This window comes from Enterococcus sp. AZ167 (assembly GCF_051714025.1).
Taxonomy (GTDB): domain Bacteria; phylum Bacillota; class Bacilli; order Lactobacillales; family Enterococcaceae; genus Enterococcus_D; species Enterococcus_D casseliflavus.
In genome coordinates this window covers 395374-415113 of the sequence record NZ_JBIORB010000002.1, presented here as the reverse complement: position 1 = coordinate 415113, position 19740 = coordinate 395374, and the positions used below count along the sequence as shown (strand labels likewise).

At 45.1% G+C, this 19740-nt stretch carries 13 protein-coding genes; 10 read left to right on the top strand and 3 right to left on the bottom strand.

All coding sequences use genetic code 11. The annotated features are described in order from the left end of the window. The first annotated feature begins 91 nt into the window (after positions 1–91). The 10 genes from IGJ05_RS13625 to vanS all read left to right on the top strand — a co-directional run bounded on the left by IGJ05_RS13625 (position 92) and on the right by vanS (position 10168). The gene (locus IGJ05_RS13625; RefSeq protein ID WP_015510150.1) at positions 92–739 is read left to right on the top strand and encodes a metal-dependent transcriptional regulator; all 648 of its coding nucleotides are present in this window, start codon (positions 92–94) and stop codon (positions 737–739) included. Between the two features lie 9 nt (positions 740–748). Further along, on the top strand, positions 749–2275 hold the full coding sequence (gene zwf, locus IGJ05_RS13620) for a glucose-6-phosphate dehydrogenase (protein WP_015510151.1): 1527 nt from the start codon (positions 749–751) through the stop codon (positions 2273–2275). A gap of 103 nt (positions 2276–2378) precedes the next feature. Next, a complete protein-coding gene (locus IGJ05_RS13615; RefSeq protein ID WP_438725287.1) occupies positions 2379–3164 on the top strand; it encodes a bifunctional hydroxymethylpyrimidine kinase/phosphomethylpyrimidine kinase in 786 nt (261 codons plus the stop codon). Further along, entirely contained in the window at positions 3161–3640 is a 480-nt protein-coding gene (locus IGJ05_RS13610) for an ECF transporter S component (protein WP_015510153.1), read from the top strand. The genes IGJ05_RS13615 and IGJ05_RS13610 overlap by 4 nt, the downstream gene beginning before the upstream one ends. A gap of 5 nt (positions 3641–3645) precedes the next feature. After that, entirely contained in the window at positions 3646–4194 is a 549-nt protein-coding gene (locus IGJ05_RS13605) for a TIGR01440 family protein (RefSeq protein ID WP_015510154.1), read from the top strand. 339 nt (positions 4195–4533) lie between these two features. Further along, the gene (gene vanC, locus IGJ05_RS13600) at positions 4534–5586 is read left to right on the top strand and encodes a D-alanine--D-serine ligase VanC (RefSeq protein WP_275854116.1); all 1053 of its coding nucleotides are present in this window, start codon (positions 4534–4536) and stop codon (positions 5584–5586) included. Further along, positions 5583–6155 carry a D,D-carboxypeptidase/D,D-dipeptidase VanXY gene (vanXY, locus tag IGJ05_RS13595; RefSeq protein WP_061053864.1) on the top strand — a complete coding sequence of 191 codons (573 nt, stop codon included), beginning with the start codon at positions 5583–5585 and terminating at the stop codon, positions 6153–6155. Before vanC ends, vanXY begins: the two co-directional genes overlap by 4 nt. After that, entirely contained in the window at positions 6152–8254 is a 2103-nt protein-coding gene (gene vanT / locus IGJ05_RS13590) for a membrane-bound serine racemase VanT (protein WP_438725286.1), read from the top strand. Before vanXY ends, vanT begins: the two co-directional genes overlap by 4 nt. A 98-nt stretch (positions 8255–8352) precedes the next feature. Continuing rightward, positions 8353–9048: a vancomycin resistance response regulator transcription factor VanR-C gene (vanR-C, locus tag IGJ05_RS13585; RefSeq protein ID WP_005228837.1), complete on the top strand. Its 696-nt coding sequence runs from the start codon at positions 8353–8355 to the stop codon at positions 9046–9048. Then, positions 9038–10168 (top strand): vancomycin resistance histidine kinase VanS, encoded by a 1131-nt coding sequence (vanS, locus tag IGJ05_RS13580; RefSeq protein WP_438725285.1) that lies wholly within the window; start codon positions 9038–9040, stop codon positions 10166–10168. The genes vanR-C and vanS overlap by 11 nt, the downstream gene beginning before the upstream one ends. Positions 10169–10251: 83 nt before the next feature. Here vanS and IGJ05_RS13575 read toward each other — a convergent pair whose 3' ends face one another. The 3 genes from IGJ05_RS13575 to ileS form a co-directional block, all read right to left on the bottom strand. Continuing rightward, complete coding sequence (locus IGJ05_RS13575) at positions 10252–11691, bottom strand: glutamate synthase subunit beta (protein ID WP_081116380.1); 1440 nt, start codon at positions 11689–11691, stop codon at positions 10252–10254. A 1-nt stretch (position 11692) separates the two neighbouring features. Next, on the bottom strand, positions 11693–16198 hold the full coding sequence (gltB, locus tag IGJ05_RS13570; RefSeq protein ID WP_179135448.1) for a glutamate synthase large subunit: 4506 nt from the start codon (positions 16196–16198) through the stop codon (positions 11693–11695). A gap of 366 nt (positions 16199–16564) precedes the next feature. Next, on the bottom strand, positions 16565–19360 hold the full coding sequence (ileS, locus tag IGJ05_RS13565) for an isoleucine--tRNA ligase (protein WP_081116379.1): 2796 nt from the start codon (positions 19358–19360) through the stop codon (positions 16565–16567). Positions 19361–19740: the final 380 nt, after the last annotated feature.

The window sequence follows — 19740 nt, the reverse complement described above, 5'->3', positions numbered from 1 at the left end:
TATTGAGAACCGGCGGCTTTTTTCATAGTAATCAGCTGGCTTTTTTGATAAAATCTACTTTGATAGTCTTTGATAAGAGAGGATGGATCCGATGACACCAAATCGTGAAGATTATTTAAAGCTCATCTTAGAGCTTGGTGGTGACCAAAAGAAGATCAATAACAAACAAATCGTGTCAGGTCTGGACGTCTCAGCAGCTTCAGTAAGTGAAATGATTTCAAAATTATTAAAAGAAGGCTTAGTGGAACATTCACCTTATCAAGGGGTACAGTTGACTGAAACTGGTTTAGCTTCTGCAAGTGCCCTCATTCGTAAGCATCGTTTATGGGAAGTCTTTCTTGTGGAGCACCTGCATTATTCATGGAATGAAGTTCATGATGACGCAGAAGTTTTAGAACATGTCACCTCAGAAACGTTGGCGAGCCGCTTAGAAGCCTACCTTGATCATCCTCGGTATTGCCCACATGGGGGAATGATTCCTGAACAAGGAGAACTCATTCACGAAGGCGAAAAAAACACCATGAGTTCTTATCCGGTAGGAACCAAGATTCGTATCGCCCGTGTCCTTGACGAACGAGAACTGCTGGATTATCTCGTTTCGATCAAATTGAATATTCATGAAGAATACGAGATCATCGATGCGGCAGCATACGAGGGTCCGATTACGATCAAAAATGACACAAAAGAAATTGCTGTCAGCTACAAAGCCGCCAGCACGATTTTTGTCGATAAACTGTAAGGAGTGAAGATGATGGAAAAAAAGGTCCTTTTTACGATTTTTGGCGGTACGGGCGACCTTGCCCAACGCAAACTATATCCTTCTTTGTTTCGGTTGTACAAAAAAGGCGATTTGAAAGAAGATTTTGCAGTCATTGGTACTGCACGCCGTCCTTGGTCGGATGAACACTATCGTGAAGTGGTGATAGGTACAATCAAAGAGTTGAGTGACTCACAAGAACAAGCAGAGACATTCGCTTCTCATTTCTACTACCAATCACATGATGTAACAGATACGAGCCATTATGATTCATTAAAGGATTTGGCGGAAACCTTAGATCAGAAATACCATTTAGAAGGCAATCAGATTTTTTACTTAGCAATGTCCCCTAATTTCTTTGGGACGATCGTTTCTCACTTGAAATCCCAAGGAATGCTGGATACTGACGGCTACCATCGGGTGATCATCGAGAAACCGTTTGGAAGCGACTATAATTCAGCAAAAGAATTGAATGAAGAGATCAATCAAGTCTTTACGGAACAAGAAATCTACCGAATCGATCACTATTTAGGAAAAGAAATGATCCAAAATATTTCTGCGATTCGTTTTGCCAATAACATTTTTGAGTCAATGTGGAACAATCGTTACATTGACAATGTTCAGATCAATATCGCAGAAAACTTAGGCGTAGAAGAACGCGGCGGCTATTATGATAAGAGCGGTGCCTTGAAGGATATGGTCCAAAATCATATTCTGCAGATTCTTTCCTTATTAGCCATGGAACCGCCAGTGGCTTTTTCTGAAAAAGAATTACGGACAGAAAAAATCAAAGCCTTAAATGCGATCCGTATCTACTCCGAAGAAGAAGTGAAACAACACTTCGTTCGTGGGCAATACGATAAAGGACAATTAGAAGACAAGAAATTTGTTGGCTACCGTGAAGAAGCCAATGTGGATGAAGAATCGGCAACGGAAACCTTCGTTGCTGGGAAATTTTTGATCGATAACTTCCGCTGGTCCGGCGTACCATTTTATGTGCGCACTGGGAAACGGTTGACGGAAAAAGGCACTCGCATCAACATTGTCTTTAAACAAGTCCCAGTCAATGTCTTTAAGCAAGACCTGAATGAACAAAAGCAAATCGAGAGTTTGGCACCGAATGTGCTGACGATTTACATTCAACCGACGGAAGGCTTCTCTCTTTCCTTGAACGGAAAAGAAATTGGTCAAGGGTTTGAGACATTGCCAGTGAAGCTCGATTACCGAAATAGTACTGAAATCGTCGAAAACACCCCTGAAGCTTACGAAAAACTGATTCTAGATGCCTTGAACGGTGATGGCACTAATTTTACCCACTGGGATGAAGTTGCCCAATCTTGGCGCATCGTTGATGTGATCCGTCACGCTTGGGACCAAGAAACACCTGATTTTCCAAACTATGCCGCAGGAACGATGGGCCCCCAAGCAGCCTATGATCTCTTAGCTGCCGATGGCTTTGAATGGATCTGGCGTCCCGATGAATGGTATCGTGAGCGAGATTTACTAAATGAGAAATAAGCAAATGGTCAATTGGATGAGGAAAAAACATCCAATTGGCCGTTTTTCTTTTTTACCGACTGTTTATAATAGAAAGAAATGAGAAATGAAAGGAGCAGCAGACATGAAACAAGTCTTATCGATCGCCGGTCTCGACAGTTTGGCAGGTGGCGGCATGACGGCTGATTTGAAAACATTTGAGGAATTCGGGGTGTTTGGCCATGCCCTATTAACATGTGTGGTCGCCATCAAGGATGATCTTATGTTCCATGATCTCCCTGAGCCCGTGATCCAAGCACAGCTGGATTCACTGCGTTCGGTCGTATTAGATGCAATCAAAATCGGGCTGCTTCATCAAACGGCCATCATTGAATTGCTGCGAGATTTTTTACAAACATTTACCGGACCGATCGTGCTCGATCCCGTTCTCGCCTTCAAAGAAGGAGATACTGCCTTTAACCACTCCTATCAAGCAGGATTGATCTCATTGTTTCCTTACACAGCATTAGTGACACCTAATCTGCTCGAAGCACAACACTTATCTGGACAAAGCATTACCTCTTTAACAGAGATGAAAACGGCGGCAAAAAAAATCCATGCGCTTGGTGCCCCAAATGTTCTGATCAAAGGTGGCAGTCGACTAACTGGGGAAACAGCCTATGATGTTTTGTATCAAGAAGGACAATTTACCGTTTTTGAGGCAGAAAAAAGTACGCGAACCACAACCAACGGTGCTGGCTGTACCCTCTCATCAGCGACTGCCGCAATGCTTGCTAAAGGCACTTCGTTGGAAGCAGCTATCCAAACCGCAAAAGCATTTGTTTGGGCAGGGATTGAAGACGGTCTGCCTTTAGGTACCTCTGGCAACGTCAATCAGCTCGTCTATTTTAAAAAGGAGGAACACCTATGAAAGTAAGAAACCTAACGACGATCGCTATGCTGACGGCACTCACGTGCGCACTTTCTTTGACCTTTATCATTCCTGTTCCGCAAACGAAGGGCTTTGTGACCTTATGTGAAGCAGGGATCTATATCTCGGCCCTTTTGTTCGGACCTAGCGCCGGTGCCTTCGTCGGTGGAATGAGCGGCGGCATCATTGATTTTCTATCAGGTTACCCTGAATGGGCCTTCTTTTCCATCGTGATCCATGGTGTGCAAGGCTGGATCGTAGGTAGAATGAGCCATCGGCCACTAGCAGCCGTCATTGTCGGCAGTTTAATCATGATCGCCGGCTATGCAGCAGCAACGGTTTTGCTATTCGGTTTAGGCGCTGGGATCGCCTCGATCCCAAGTAATTTGATCCAAACGGTCTTTGGCAGCATCGTTGCTTTACCCCTGACGCATGCCTTGCGCCGCACGAAAAAGTTTTCTTTAAATGAAAGGTGATTCTTATGACAGATATCAATCAATTAAAAACGGATTTAACTACGATCGTTGAAGAAGTCATTACGACAGCGAATGTTGGTGAAAATGATCTTTTTGTCCTTGGTTGTTCAACAAGTGAAGTCGTGGGCGGCTTGATTGGCAAAAATTCCAGTCAAGAAGTAGGCATGGTTATCGTTGAAACACTACGAGCGATCTTGCGTCCCAAAAATATTCATTTAGCCGTTCAAGGCTGTGAACATCTCAATCGGGCTTTAGCTGTTGAGCGTGAAACGGCTCGACTATATCAATTAGAAGAAGTCGCAGTAGTGCCCCAGTTGCATGCAGGCGGTGCTTGCTCAGTTGCCGCTTTCCAGCTGTTCGATGAGCCTATTGAAGTGGAGCACATAGTAGCAAAAGCTGGCATCGATATTGGCGACACAGCAATCGGCATGCATGTCAAACATGTTCAAATCCCGATCCGTCCCTCTATCAAGTCCCTCGGCGCTGCCCATGTCACAGCTCTGGGATCACGGCCCAAATATATTGGTGGTCCTCGTGCGCATTACGCACAATAAGCGAATCGTATAATAATCGAAAAGCCCTCATCAAAAAGAAAAAGCATGCTTTGGCGTGCTTTTTTTGTGTCAACGTTCCTGCTATTGCCTCCCCCTTTCCTTCAGAGTGCTCTTTTTTCACTATTTTTTCCACTCCATCTTATGGCAGCTTTTTCTACTTCAAAGGCAAGTTTCTTTCTGGTGTAAAAGGAGCGGCAGCTGTCGCTTTCCTTTTGTCATAAATTCGTCAGAATTTCATCACAAAAAGAAAAGAAAGATACCAGTAAGCCCGCAAATTTCTTTTTTCTTTCCTTGATAGACTGAATGTAGTAAGAATCGAAAAGCGGAAGGAAGAAAAACATGAAAAAAATCGCCATTATTTTTGGAGGCAATTCACCGGAATACACCGTTTCTTTAGCTTCAGCAACTAGCGCAATCGAAGCACTCCAATCATCTCCCTATGACTACGACCTCTCTTTGATCGGGATCGCCCCAGATGCTATGGATTGGTACTTGTATACAGGAGAACTGGAAAACATCCGACAAGACACGTGGTTGTTGGATACGAAACAGAAACAGAAAATACAGCCGCTATTTGAAGGAAACGGCTTTTGGCTAAGTGAAGAGCAGCAAACGTTGGTACCTGATGTTTTATTTCCCATTATGCATGGCAAATATGGGGAAGATGGCAGTATCCAAGGATTGTTTGAATTGATGAAGCTGCCTTATGTAGGTTGCGGGGTGGCAGCCTCTGCCTTATGTATGAACAAATGGCTGCTGCATCAAGCTGCAGCAGCCATTGGCGTACAAAGTGCTCCTACGATTCTCTTGACAAATCAAGCCAACCAGCAAGAACAAATCGAAGCTTTTATCCAGACCCATGGCTTTCCAGTTTTCTTTAAGCCTAATGAAGCGGGCTCCTCAAAAGGGATCACTAAAGTCACCTGCGTTGAAGAAATCGCTTCTGCCTTAAAAGAAGCCTTTACTTATTGTTCCGCAGTGCTCCTACAAAAAAATATTGCCGGTGTTGAGATCGGTTGCGGTATTTTGGGCAACGACTCTTTGACTGTCGGTGCTTGTGACGCCATTTCATTAGTAGACGGCTTTTTCGATTTTGAAGAAAAGTACCAGCTGATCAGCGCCAAAATCACCGTCCCTGCGCCATTGCCTGAAACGATTGAAACCAAGGTCAAAGAACAAGCTCAGCTGCTCTATCGTAGTCTTGGTCTTAAAGGTCTTGCTCGCATCGACTTTTTTGTCACGGATCAAGGAGAACTATACTTGAATGAAATCAATACTATGCCGGGCTTTACGAGTCACTCCCGCTATCCTGCCATGATGGCAGCGGTCGGCTTATCCTATCAAGAACTACTACAAAAACTGCTTGTCTTAGCAAAGGAGGAAGTCAAATGAATCCCTATCTACAGTTAGTTAGCAAAGAATTTCCGTTAGAAAAAAACCAAGAACCCCCTCATTTAGTCCTTGCTGCCTTCAGCGAAGACGAGGTTTACTTGCAGCCAGAAGCAGCCAAACAATGGGAACGGCTCGTCAAAGCTTTAAAGCTTGAAGACGAGATCTGCTTATTAGATGGCTACCGAACCGAAAAGCAGCAACGGTATTTATGGGAATATTCCTTGAAAGAAAATGGGCTAGCCTATACGAAACAATTTGTGGCGTTGCCCGGTTGCAGTGAACATCAGTTAGGCTTAGCGATCGATGTTGGTTTAAAGGGCAGCCAGGATGATTTGATCTGCCCACGATTTCGTGACAGCGCAGCCGCCGATTTATTTACCCAGGAAATGATGAACTATGGGTTTATTTTACGCTATCCCGCAGACAAACAGGAGATTACAGGGATTGGCTATGAACCATGGCATTTTCGTTATGTCGGTCTGCCTCATAGTCAAATCATCGCCAGTCAACAGTGGACCTTGGAAGAATACCATCAATACCTTGAACAAACTGCGAGGCAGTTCGCATGAAGAAGAATCAAGGAATCGAGCAATTCCGGGTGATTTTGGCGATGATGGTGGTGGCGATCCACTGTCTGCCTCTTCATCACTTATGGCCTGACGGTGATATCCTGATCACGTTGACGCTCTTCAGAATTGCCGTTCCCTTCTTTTTTATGATCAGCGGATATTACGTGTTCAGCGACTTTGCCACCCAAAACAGCTATCCTGCCAGACAGCGTGTCTGGCAGTTTATTAAAAAGCAGCTGCAAGTCTACCTCATAGCCACACTGCTCTTTTTACCGCTTGCTTGGTACAGCGGCATGCTTGGGTTGAACATGCCGCTGGGCACCCTTATCCAAACATTGTTGGTCACTGGCATTCTTTACCATCTTTGGTATTTTCCTGCGATCATTACCGGCAGTCTACTAGTGATGGGCCTCTTGACACGGCTTTCTTTCAAGCAGGTGTTTTTCATTGCTGTCGGTTTGTATGTGGTTGGTTTAGGTGGGGACAGTTGGTCTGGCCTGGCTGCACAAACACCCATTACGCCACTCTATTCACTGATTTTTCAACTATTGGATGGAACTCGCAACGGCATTTTCTTTGCTCCTTTGTTTTTGATCTTAGGGGTACTAGCCAGAAGATTTTCCAAGAAACCAGCTTCTTCCCATCGCTATAGTTATCTGCTGATCACTCTGATTTGCTTGCTTTTGGAAAGTTACCTTTTGCATCACTTTACCACGCCGAAACATGACAGCATGTATGTTTTTTTGCCCTTCGTCCTGTTGTTTTTATTTCCGATCATCCAGCAATGGCAAGCACCCATAATCTGGAAACAAGCGGGTCGACTGTCCCTTTGGCTCTATTTGCTCCATCCTTATACCATTGCAGTGACCCATTTTCTTAGTCAAAAGCTGCCCTTGCTGCAAAACAATCTGATCAATTTCTTCGTGGTCTTAGGACTGACCATTGGGGTGGTGCAAGGTCTCTTTGTTTTGCAGAAGCTGTTCCCGTTTTCGAAAAAAACGCCGCCCAAATTGCAGCGAGCAGCCAAAGAATTTTCCGCCCCCGCTTTGTTGCACAACCTGCAGGAAATCAAGCGATTGATCCCAGCAACAACAAAAGTGATGGCGGTGGTTAAAGCGGATGCTTATGGTTGTGATGCGAAGACGGTCGCCGGTACCCTAGAAAGAGCCGGCGTTGATTTCTTTGCCGTTGCTACCCTTGAAGAAGCCATTGAATTACGGCGAGCTGGCATCAAAAGTCGCTTACTGATTTTAGGGTACACTTCTGCCCAACGTGCCAAAGAGCTGAAACATTATTCCTTGATTCAAACCATCGTTAGTGAGGCCCATGGGCATGCTTTAGCCCAAACAAGCATTCCGATCGAATGCCATTTAGCGGTAGATACTGGTATGCACCGCTTAGGCGTTGCACCTGATCTTGAGACAGTTACTGGACTTTACGCCTTGCCATCTCTCGAGATCACGGGCATTTTTTCCCATCTAGGCTCTTCAGATCAGCTGGATACGGCAAGTATCTTGCGGACACAAGCCCAAATCACTTGTTTTGATGATCTGTTGGCTGGCTTATCCGCTAGAAATATCGCCTATGGACTGACACATCTGCAAAGCAGCTACGGAATATTAAATTACCCAGAGAAACACTATGATTATGTACGTCCAGGTATTCTTCTAACTGGTTCATTGAGCGTCCCGAACGAACCAACGAAGCAGAAGATAAACGTACAGCCAATTTTGACACTCAAAGCCTTACTGGTAGACAAAAAAACAGTTGCCGCTGGTGAAGCGATCGGCTATGGATTAGGCACTGTTTTTGATCGACCAGCCACGATCGGGATCGTTAGCATCGGCTACTGCGACGGGGTTCCACGTGCCCTATCAAACCAAGGGTTCCAACTTTCTTATCAAGGTGCTTTACTCCCGCAGATTGGGTTGGTTTGTATGGATATGCTCTTGATCGATTTAACGGACTATCCAGAACTGGCGGTCGAAAGTTCGCTCGAAGTAATCAGCGATTGGACGACTACCGCTGATCAAGCACAAACCATTACCAATGAATTGATCAGCCGCCTAGGTTCCCGCATCACCTCTAGTTCAAAGTAGAAAACGAATGCATTCGCTTACCGATTACGGTATGATGGGTGTAGAGTAAATGGTAGTGTAAATGAAAAATGATCGTAGATAGTTGGAGTGAATCAAGGATGGCAGAAAAAATAATTGTTGTTGATGATGAAAAAGAAATCGCGGAGTTAGTCACGACGTTTCTAAGGAATGAAGGCTTCCAAGTAGAACCTTTTTATGATGGAACGAGCGCTTTGGCCTATCTTGAAAAAGAAACGGTCGACGTGGCGGTTTTAGATGTGATGCTGCCGGATATCGACGGCTTCCAGCTGTTGCAGCAAATTCGTAAGACCCACTTTTTCCCAGTACTGATGCTCACGGCAAAAGGGGAAGACTTGGATAAAATCACCGGTCTAAGCCTTGGGGCAGATGATTATGTGACCAAGCCCTTCAATCCTTTAGAAGTCGTTGCTCGGGTCAAAACGCAGCTGCGGCGATACCAGCGTTACAACCAGTCAGCGAATCCCCAGAAGATTGAAGAATACGAAAAGGAAGGCTTACTGTTGAAAATCAACAGCCACCAATGTTTTCTTTATGGCAAAGAGGTTTTCTTGACCCCCATCGAATTTAAAATCTTGCTTTACTTATTTGAACACCAAGGATCGGTCGTTGCCTCGGAAACCCTTTTTGAAGCAGTTTGGAAAGAAAAGTATTTAGACAACAATAACACAGTGATGGCACATATCGCCCGTTTGCGGGAAAAACTGAACGAACAACCCCGCAAACCGAAATTAATCAAAACCGTATGGGGGGTCGGCTATATCATTGAAAAATAGAAGTCCATTGATCCGCAAGCTCTTGACCCAATACTTTATCACCACGGGCATCTTGATGGCGATCTTGATCATCATTCCTTTCGCAGTACGCTTCGTTGCTGGAATGAGGGTCTGGTATGGCTATGAACCCATTTATCAAATTTTACGTCTTTTTGCTGACTATTGGCTTCTTTGCTTAGCCATCGGGGCCTTACTGATTTGGGTGAGCACAACGATTTATTATATGAGTAAAGCTATCAGTTGTTTGAATGAAACGATCCAAGCCACAAACCAACTGATTGCCGAACCCACGAAGCGAATCGTTCTTTCCAGCAATATGATTGATGTGCAAGAAGAAATGAACCAGTTGCGGGAGAAAAACTTACAGGATCAACGAGCCGCCAAAGAAGCGGAACAACGAAAAAATGATTTGATCGTCTATCTCGCACATGATTTACGAACGCCTTTGACCAGTGTGATCGGCTATTTGACGCTTTTAGAAGAGGAACCGCAGCTTTCTACCGAACTACGCGCACGCTATACGAAGATCGCCTTGCAAAAAGCCCAACGGCTGGAACTATTGATCAGCGAATTTTTCGAAATCACCCGCTTTAATCTTACAACGATCGCCCTGCAAACTGAAACCACGGATCTGAGCTTGATGCTGGAACAATTGACGTTTGAATTTTTGCCGCTGTTAGAAGAAAAAAACCTCCATTGGCAACTTCAGCTACAGAAAAAAGTCTTTGCGACCGTTGATACGGAGAAAATGGAACGCGTTTTTGATAACTTGATCCGCAATGCCATCAATTATAGCTATCCTAACTCCCCTTTGCGATTAGCCATCAGCGAGTCTGATGATATCCTGATTCGTTTGACCAATCAAGGAAAAACGATCCCAGCTGAAAAGATCGGCTTGATTTTTGAGCCTTTCTACCGCATGGATGCTTCCCGAGCAACAGCGACGGGTGGGACGGGTCTTGGTTTGCCGATCGCCAAAGAAATCGTTGAAGCATTAGGTGGAAAGATTTGGGCGGAAAGCCGTGATGAAACCATCGTCTTTTCGATTCGCCTACCGAAGGCAGCAATGGAAAAAAATGAACAGCTGTCAAAGCCCCATCCATCTGAACCAACCGCTTAACAGGCAAACAACCTGAGCATTTCGCTGCTCCCCTTCTAATTCAGAAGGAGGAATAGCTGCTCAGGTTGTTTTTTATTGATTGCTTATTGATACACCAACGATCGTAACGCTTGATCGACTTTTTCTGCCGCTAAGCGTCCTTCACGAATCGCCCAGATGACTAAACTCGGTCCTCGTTTGGCATCTCCTGCGACTAACACTCGTTCATTGTTCGTCGTGTAATCATCGTACACTTCTCGCACACCAAAGGCATCGAAGAGTTGGGTCTCTGCACCAACAAAGCCCATTGCCAGCAAGACCAAATCCGCCTTGATCACTTGCTCTGTGCCAGGGATCGGCTGAAACTGTTGATCTACTGAGACCGTTTCGATGGCGATCAACTGGCCGCGTTCGGCGCCGATAAAGGCCGTTGTGGACACTCCATGATACGTCACTTGTGTTTGTAGCACTTCAGCCGCTTCTTCTTGCCCATATCCTGTGCGAGCTGTCATTGGGTATTCTGGCCAAGGATTGCTGTTGTTCCGTGTCAATGGCAGTTGGGGCGTGATCTCCAATTGACGCACAGAAGCGGCTCCTTGCCGAATCGCTGAACCAATACAGTCATTTCCAGTGTCGCCGCCACCAATCACGATAACATGTTTGCCAGCAAGTTTTTTACTTGTTGCCGCTTTGCCATGCTTTAACACATCTTTGGTTGCTTCCGTCAGATAATCGACTGCAAATTGCACCCCAGTCAATTCACGACCTGGAATCTTCAAGTCACGAGGAACACTAGCTCCTGTTGCCAAGATGACCCGATCATACTGAGCGGCCAATTCTTCTGCTGACAAGTCACGACCGATCTCCGTATTAGCGACAAAGGTCACGCCTAGCTCTGCCATCAAGTCAATCCGTCGCTGAACGACGTCTTTATCTAATTTCATATTTGGAATACCGTACATCAGTAAACCGCCAAAGCGATCACTGCGTTCATAGACCGTCACTTGATGCCCTAGTTGATTCAAGCGCCATGCAGCGGATAAACCAGCTGGTCCGCTGCCGACGATGGCAACTTTGAACCCAGTCGCTTCTTGAGGCAATCCCGAGGCTTTGACCCAATCATTTTCAAAAGCAGTATCGATAATAAAGCGTTCATTGTCGTGGATCGTGACACCTGAGCCATTCAATGCTTCGGTACAGCCTTTTTCACAAGGAGCTGGACAAACACGACCAGTCATTTCAGGTAATGGGTTGGTTTTGGCAAGACGCTCAAAAGCGGCTTGGAAACGCCCTTGATAAACCAAGTCATTCCATTCAGGAATCAGGTTGTCATTGGGACAACCTGAAACCGCTCGTTGCCCCCCGTAAAAAGAACCGGTATGACAAAAAGGAATCCCGCAGTTCATACAGCGTGCTGCTTGCTCTTGACGCTCATTTTCAGGCAATGGCGTCTGTAATTCTTGCCAGTCTTCGATTCGTTCTGCCACTGGTCGGGTAGGATTTTCTACTCTTGGGTACTTTAAAAAACCAAATGGATCTGCCATATTAGTCACGCTCCTTTCCTGGGATGGTCAATTGTGGACCGACGACAGCTTCGAAGGCTTTCGTCACAAGTTCATCTCCGACAAACCCTTGGTCCGCCAAGGTCTCCGTCGCTTGGATCATCTGATGGTATTCTGTCGGATAGACTTTGATGAAATGGTGCTGCTGATTTTCCCAATCTTCTAGGATCTCAGCCGCCTTCAATGAATCTGTATAGGCGAAATGCTGCTGGATCATCTCTTTTAGTTGGTGGTCATCGCCGCTTTCGCCAATCCGATATAAATCGACCATTTCCCGATTGCATTTATCGGCAAAGGTTTGATCGGGGTCGTAAACATACGCCACGCCACCGGACATTCCAGCACCGAAGTTGCGTCCGGTTTTTCCTAATATCACCACAACACCGCCAGTCATGTACTCACAGCCATGATCGCCAACACCTTCAACAACGACATTGGCTCCACTGTTACGAACACAAAAGCGTTCGCCAGCAATGCCTCGGAAATAGCCTTCGCCTCGATTTGCCCCGAAGCACGCTACATTACCAACAATTGGTGAATGCTCTGCGTCATAAGCGGCATCTTCAGGTGGCACAATGATCAAGCGGGCACCGCTTAACCCTTTGGCTACATAATCGTTGGCCTCACCGATCAGTTTCAACTGGATGCCCTGGGTGGCAAAAGCCCCAAAGCTTTGTCCAGCAATACCTCGATACGTAAACTGCAACAGACCTGGGATAACTTCATAATTGCCAAAACGTTCCGCGATCCAGCCTCCTAAACGCGCGCCGACTGAGCGTTGAACATTATTGATCGTATGATTCGTCACGATTTCTTGATTGTTGTCGATAGCAGCTTGTGCAAAAGCATCTAATTCTGGCCATTGACGTTTCTCAAGGAATGGATCGGTCACTTTGCGTTCGATTGGGATCGTCGTCCCAATCATTTTCGAAAAGTCTAATGACTTTGCTTTGCCTTTAGCAACGAAGCGTGGTGTCAACAATTCCGCATGTCCTACCATCTCATCGATGGTACGAAATCCTAACTCAGCCATCGTTTCCCGTAGATCTTCTGCTAAAAAGTACATCGTGTTGATGATGTGCTCAGGTTTTCCAGCAAAAAATTTTCGCAGCGCTGGGTTCTGTGTAGCAATGCCGACAGGACATGTATTGATACTGCATACCCGCATCATGACACAACCAATCGCAACTAGCGCTAAAGAGGCAAAGCTATATTCTTCTGCTCCTAAAAGAGCAGCAATGGCGATGTCCCGACCCGTCATCAATTTTCCATCTGTCTCTAAGGTCATTCGCTGCCGCAAATGATTCATAGCTAACGTTTGATGGGCTTCTGCAAGCCCCATCTCCCAAGGCAAGCCGGCATCACGGATCGAATTTCTCGGAGAAGCACCAGTCCCACCGTCATAGCCTGAGATCACGACTACGTCTGCGCCAGCTTTGACGACACCGGTAGCGATCGTACCCACGCCCGTACTAGAAACCAATTTGACATTGATCCGTGCATACGGATTGATGGCTTTTAAGTCATAGATCAGCTGGGCTAGATCTTCAATCGAATAAATGTCGTGATGTGGTGGCGGTGAAATCAATCGAACACCAGGCGTAGACCCTCGAATCTCGGCGACCCACGGGAAGACTTTATTGCCTGGTAATTGGCCGCCTTCTCCAGGTTTCGCCCCTTGCGCCATTTTGATCTGGAGTTCATCTGCACTCATTAAATATTCGGCATTGACACCAAAACGGCCAGAAGCTACTTGTTTGATACGACTATTATAATTAATGCCTTCCACTGGTTTGAAACGATTTCGGTTTTCTCCACCTTCTCCACTGTTGGATTTTGCCCCGATCGCATTCATTCCTTCAGCAATACAGCGATGCGCTTCTTCACTTAGTGAGCCATAGGACATCGCCCCGACTTTAAATCGTTTGACGATCGTTTCGACAGGCTCCACCTCAGCTAACGGAATACTGCGTCCTGTGTTCGCAAAGGTCCACATAGACCGTAACGTCGTTGGATTGTCCAATGCCTCTTGATTCATTTCCGCCGCATATTCTTTATAAAGCTCATAACTGCCTGTGCGAACGGCTTTTTGGAACCCATAGATCGTTTTTGGATTGAACAAATGATGCTCCCCATCGGCTTTGTACTGGAAACTACCGCCAGAATCAAGATAATCCATTCGTTTTTCACCATATGCTGCCTCATAACGCGTCAGATATTCTTGCTCGATTTGCGCTAATGAGAGTCCACCGATACGGGTAACCGTGCCGGTAAAATATTCAGCGATGACTTTCTCAGAGATGCCAACCGCTTCAAACAATTGTGCCCCGTGGTAACCGGCGATCGTTGAGATTCCCATTCGTGACATGATTTTGACAATGCCCTTTTCACATGCCTTGCGGTAACTTTCGATCTTCTCTGAAAGCTCAAAATGCGCCAATGTCTGGTAAGCCCCATAAGGATGGACCCCACTTGCTCCGTAGCCGACTAACATGGCATAATGATGGACCTCACAGACTTCCGCTGTATCCGCAACGATCGATGCCAAGGAACGTTTGCCTTTTCGCACCAAATAATTGTGCAGGCCTGATACCGCCAAGAGAATCGGAATCGCCACTTTTCCTTCTTGCGCTTGGATGACTTCCCGATCACTTAAAATGACGGTCGTTGCCCCAGCATCGATTTTTTGCTCCGTTTCTTTAAAAAGCGCTTCTAACGCTTGTTGCAAAGCTACCCCGTTTTCTGGTACATAATCATAAAGAATCGACTGTAAAACCGCTTTTTGACCATTTTGATTTAACTGTTTGATCTTTTCATATTCACTCGTTTTTAACACAGGACTAGCAATCTTCAGCTTATTACAATTGATTCGGATGTCCTTTGAAACATCCCCATCTCGACCTAAAAACAGCTCGGTACCGATTACTAATTTTTCGCGAATCGCATCAATGGGTGGATTGGTCACTTGGGCGAATTGTTGCTTGAAGTACGTAAACAAAGATTGGGGACGTTCGCTCAAAATAGCTAAGGGTGAATCAAACCCCATGGAGATCACTGGTTCTTCTCCCGTTTGAGCCATTGGTAAAATCAACGTGCGTATGATCTCATCCGTGTAGCCATTTCGTTTCCAAAGGGTCTGGATCGCATCATCTGCTGTTTCTTCCTGCTTCTCAGTCCCAGGAAGCAGCTCTGGTGTCAATAGGTGTTCCGCTAGCCACTCCTGGTAAGGATGGGCATTCGCATAATGCGCTTTGATTTCTTGATTTCGTAAGATCATCCCTTTTTGGGTATCCACCAAAAACATATTTGCTGGTCCAAGCACCCCTTTTTCAATCACTTCCGACGCTGGTAAATCCACCACGCCTGACTCAGAGGCCACGACAACAAAACCAGCTTTTGTGATCGAGTAGCGAGATGGTCGCAATCCATTACGATCAAGGGCAGCTCCCACCATCTCCCCATCGGTAAAGCATAAAGCTGCTGGTCCATCCCAAGGAGCCATAAAGCTTGCATTGTATTCATTAAAAGCCGTCAGTTCTGGCGTCAAGCCAGCTTCTTTAGACCACGCTTCTGGCACCATCATCAACAGTGCTTGGGGAATGTCTCGACCTTGACGATACAAGTATTCCATACAATTTTCCAGCTTCGCAGAATCGGAGTTTTCGTCATCGTAGACTTCGATCTGATGTCCATGCATCCAATTTTCCGCCCCGCGTAACGTGTTGATTTCGCCATTATGGGCTAAGAAACGAAAAGGTTGCGCCCGACTCCAGCTTGGAAAGGTATTCGTTGAAAAGCGAGAATGGGTCAAAGCAATACTCGAAGTCATTTCTGGGCTTTGAAGATCTTTGAAAAACAAGCCAACTTGATAGGCATGCAGCATCCCTTTATAAACAACTGTCTTACTGGACAAGCTGCAGATAGACAGCTCATCGGTATGATATGTTTTTTCCAGTTTACGCCGTAGCCGATAAAGCTGATCTTCAAAGGGACGGCCAGCTGCTACATCGACAGGCTTTTCAATAAAGACTTGCACAAAAGATGGCATGACTTTTTGCGCCCCTGGCCCACACTGATAATAATCATATGGAACGTCGCGCTGCCATAAAACCGTAAAACCCATTTGTTGAATGTCTTTAGTTACTTCTTCTTGGACCTGTGCTGCTCGGAGCTTTTCTTTCGGTAAAAAAAACATCCCAACAGCATAGGCGCCTTTTTCAGGCAATGGGATTCCTGCCTCTTTTGCCCGCTGCTGAAAAAAAGGATCTGGCATCGCCATCAAGATTCCTGCTCCGTCCCCCGTGTCAGGTTCAGCGCCAGTTCCCCCTCGATGATTCATCCGTTCTAACATCGTTAAGGCATTTTGGACGAGCTCACGGGAATAATGACCATTTTTCTGAGCAATGAACCCCATCCCACAAGCATCTTTTTCAAAAGCGGCATCGTACATCGTTTGGTTCGTTGTTTTCATCATCTCTAAATCACTCATGGAATCACACTTTCTTTCAATTTTCTGAATATTCCGATTTTTAACAGTTTACAACCTGTTTTTCTATCTGGCAAGTTTTTTTTACTTGATCCGATCTCGTTGCTTTCTTCCTTCAAGGGTTACTTACATCCATTGAACAAGTAGTTACTTGTAAATCACAGGCAGGAGTCTTCGTCTAATAAGGTTTTTTTATTATACAATAAACTATTGTAAAATTATTGCAAACAAATGAGAATCGTTATCAATTAACGCGGATTTTCTCATTTGGATGTCACAAACAGCTGCTTATGTCCCATTTTCAAGGAACAAGCTTGATTGATTTCAAAAAAAAGATGACCCACAATGGGATCATCTTTTTCCGTTTTTTTATTTTTCAAAGCCTTCTGCAACCGCTTCAGGATAGTTTTCTTTGACAATGGCTGCGCAATGGCCGCAAAGTGTTGGTAGCTGCTCTTCTACACCGACATCCACACGGACTTGACGACAACGTTCGCAGACTTCACCTACGGCTTTTTCCACTAAGATCGCCACATCTTCGAATTGATAGGCCGCTTCTGGTGCTGCTTCACCTGCTTCTTTGATCGTTAAGAAGTCCGGTGAAATGATCAGCAACTGAGCGATATCTGAATCAATGGCTTTTAGTAATGCCGCAACCGGTTCGGTTGGATAGACAGTCACTTTTGCTTCAAACGATTTCCCGATCAGTTTTGCATTACGCGCTTCTTCCAATGCTTTTAAGACATTGTCACGGAAATCAAGGAAAGCACGCCATAAATCAAGCAGCTCTTCTTGGTTAGCAAATGTATCATAGCCAGGGAACTCCGCTAATTGGACATATTCCTCTTCTTCTTTCAAATGTGACCAGATTTCTTCTGCCGTATGCGGAATGATCGGCGTCAGTAATTTCGTCAACGCAACCGCTGTTTGATAAAAGACGGTTTGCATGGCGCGACGTTGGAAATCATTTTCAGCTTCGATATAAACGACATCTTTCGCAAAATCCAAATAGAAGGATGACATATCGACTGTCAAGAAGTTGATGACTGTTCGGTAAATATGCAAGAAGTTGTATTTTTCATAACCATCTTCTCGGATCGTTTTGATCGTTTGATTCAAACGAACCATCATGTATTTATCAACAGAACGCAAGTTTTCAAATGGTACGCTGTCTTTTGCTGGATCAAAATCATTCGTGTTAGCCAATAAGAAACGCATGGTATTGCGAATTTTCCGATAGACTTCTGATACTTGATTCAAGATATCCATAGACACTCGAACATCCGCTTCGTAGTCAACACTGCTGACCCAAAGGCGCAAAATATCCGCACCCATTTGGTTGATCACTTTTTCTGGTGCAATGGTATTTCCAAGAGATTTACTCATCTTACGGCCTTCGCCATCTAAGGTGAAGCCTTGAGACAAGACGGCTTTGTATGGTGCGACTTCATTGATCGCCACACTAGTTGTGATACTTGAGTTGAACCACCCGCGATATTGATCAGAACCTTCCAAATACATGTCAGCTGGGAACGTCAATTCTGGACGTTGACGTAACACGGCTTCGTGAGAAGAACCTGAATCAAACCAAACATCCATGATGTCAGTTTCTTTCGAGAATTTACCGTTTGGTGAGCCTGGATGCGTAAAGCCAGCCGGCAGCAATTCTTCGGCTTCTTTTTCAAACCAAATCGTTGAACCATGTTCAGCAAACAAGTTTGCCACATGCTCGATCGTTTCAGGCGTGATGATGGCTTCGCCGTTTTCTGCATAAAAGATTGGCAATGGTACACCCCACGCACGTTGACGAGAGATCACCCAGTCGCCGCGATCGCGAATCATATTGTATAAACGGGTTTTGCCCCATGGAATGATCCAATCTACTTTTTCGATCTCATCCAAAATGTTTTGACGGAACTTATCAATTGAAGCAAACCATTGTGGCGTTGCCCGATAGATGACTGGTTTTTTCGTCCGCCAATCATGTGGATAGCTGTGAGTAAAGAAGTTTAGTTTTAATAGCGCCCCTTTTTCTTCTAAAAGCTCAGTGATCATTGGATTGGCTTTGTCATAAAAGACCCCTTCAAATCCTGGTGCTTCTTCTGTGAAGACCCCACGGCTATCGACTGGTGATAAGACATCCAGTCCATATTTTTTGCTGACGATGTAGTCATCTTCCCCGTGTCCTGGTGCAGTGTGGACCAAACCAGTACCGGCATCCAATGTCACATGATCCCCTAACATCAACAGAGACGTACGGTCATAGAAAGGATGTTGCGCCGTCATTTTTTCTAATTGATCGCCTGCAAATTCTTGCAATACTTCGACAGATTCCCAAGCAATCTCATTCGTCACGGTTTCTAATAAATCTTTTGCCACGACAAATTTACGACCATCAGCCAAGATTTGAACATAGGCAAAGGTTGGATTCACAGAGATTCCTAGATTCGCTGGCAAGGTCCATGGCGTCGTCGTCCAGATAACAAAAGATGTATCTGAATCAAGCAAATCTTTGCCATCTGCGACTGGGAAAGCAACATAGATCGATGGTGATTTCACATCTTTGTATTCGATCTCGGCTTCTGCTAGTGATGATTCACTAGATGGTGACCAGTAGATTGGTTTTAATCCTTTGTAGATATAGCCTTTTTCTGCCATTTTTCCGAAAACGCGAATTTCTGCAGCTTCATAATCGGGCGTCAGTGTGATGTATGGGTGCTCCCAGTCACCAGAAACCCCTAAACGTTTGAAGTCAGCTCTTTGTGTATCCACTTGTGTCAAAGCATATTCTTCACATTTTTTGCGGTATTCTGCCAAGCTCATTTCTTTGCGCTTGATTCCTTTATTTGTCAACACTTGCTCGATCGGCAAACCATGGGTATCCCAACCAGGTACATAAGGGGAACGGAAACCTGACATTGATTTGGAACGTACGATAATGTCTTTACTGATTTTGTTCAATGAGTGTCCGATATGGATGTTCCCATTTGCATAAGGAGGACCATCGTGTAAGACAAAGGTTGGCTTGCCTTCATTTAATTCTTGACGGCGTTGATACAATCGATTTTCTTCCCATTCTTTTTGCCAATCCACTTCGCGGTTCGGCAAGTTGCCTCGCATTGGAAAAGCGGTTTTTCCAAGATGCAGTGTTTCTTTCATTTTCATTCTTGTTTCGCTCCTTTTCGTCTCACTACGTTTCCGTATAATTTCTAAATCCATTGACTCGACCAATCAATTGCTTCTATTGAACGTATCAAAATGGATTGGTTGCCATGACTTCCTTGTGTTTAGGTCTCACTGATTTTAAAAATCAATCATAGTGATTCCTAGTAGGGTTACTACGCTCCCAATGGTCGCCTAGTACTGTTCATCATCTATTCTGTCTTGCTTCGCAAGCCAATCATAGTGATTCACAGCAAAAAACACGTCCGTCCCTGGCAAGGGACGAACGTGTTCGTGGTACCACCCAAATTTTTCTTGTCGTTAGACAATTCTTTGATGATCGGTAACGGGATCAGGCGTCGTTCTCTACTTGAGTCTTTGGA

Bases quoted from the DNA above. Each gene is read 5' to 3' on its own strand.
- zwf (WP_015510151.1), top strand. From the start codon at position 749: ATGATGGAAAAAAAGGTCCTTTTTACGATTTTTGGCGGTACGGGCGAC.
- IGJ05_RS13605 (WP_015510154.1), top strand. From the start codon at position 3,646: ATGACAGATATCAATCAATTAAAAACGGATTTAACTACGATCGTTGAA.
- vanR-C (WP_005228837.1), top strand. From the start codon at position 8,353: ATGGCAGAAAAAATAATTGTTGTTGATGATGAAAAAGAAATCGCGGAG.
- IGJ05_RS13615 (WP_438725287.1), top strand. From the start codon at position 2,379: ATGAAACAAGTCTTATCGATCGCCGGTCTCGACAGTTTGGCAGGTGGC.
- vanC (WP_275854116.1), top strand. From the start codon at position 4,534: ATGAAAAAAATCGCCATTATTTTTGGAGGCAATTCACCGGAATACACC.
- IGJ05_RS13625 (WP_015510150.1), top strand. From the start codon at position 92: ATGACACCAAATCGTGAAGATTATTTAAAGCTCATCTTAGAGCTTGGT.
- vanT (WP_438725286.1), top strand. From the start codon at position 6,152: ATGAAGAAGAATCAAGGAATCGAGCAATTCCGGGTGATTTTGGCGATG.
- vanXY (WP_061053864.1), top strand. From the start codon at position 5,583: ATGAATCCCTATCTACAGTTAGTTAGCAAAGAATTTCCGTTAGAAAAA.
- IGJ05_RS13610 (WP_015510153.1), top strand. From the start codon at position 3,161: ATGAAAGTAAGAAACCTAACGACGATCGCTATGCTGACGGCACTCACG.
- gltB (WP_179135448.1), bottom strand. From the start codon at position 16,198: ATGAGTGATTTAGAGATGATGAAAACAACGAACCAAACGATGTACGAT.
- ileS (WP_081116379.1), bottom strand. From the start codon at position 19,360: ATGAAAATGAAAGAAACACTGCATCTTGGAAAAACCGCTTTTCCAATG.
- IGJ05_RS13575 (WP_081116380.1), bottom strand. From the start codon at position 11,691: ATGGCAGATCCATTTGGTTTTTTAAAGTACCCAAGAGTAGAAAATCCT.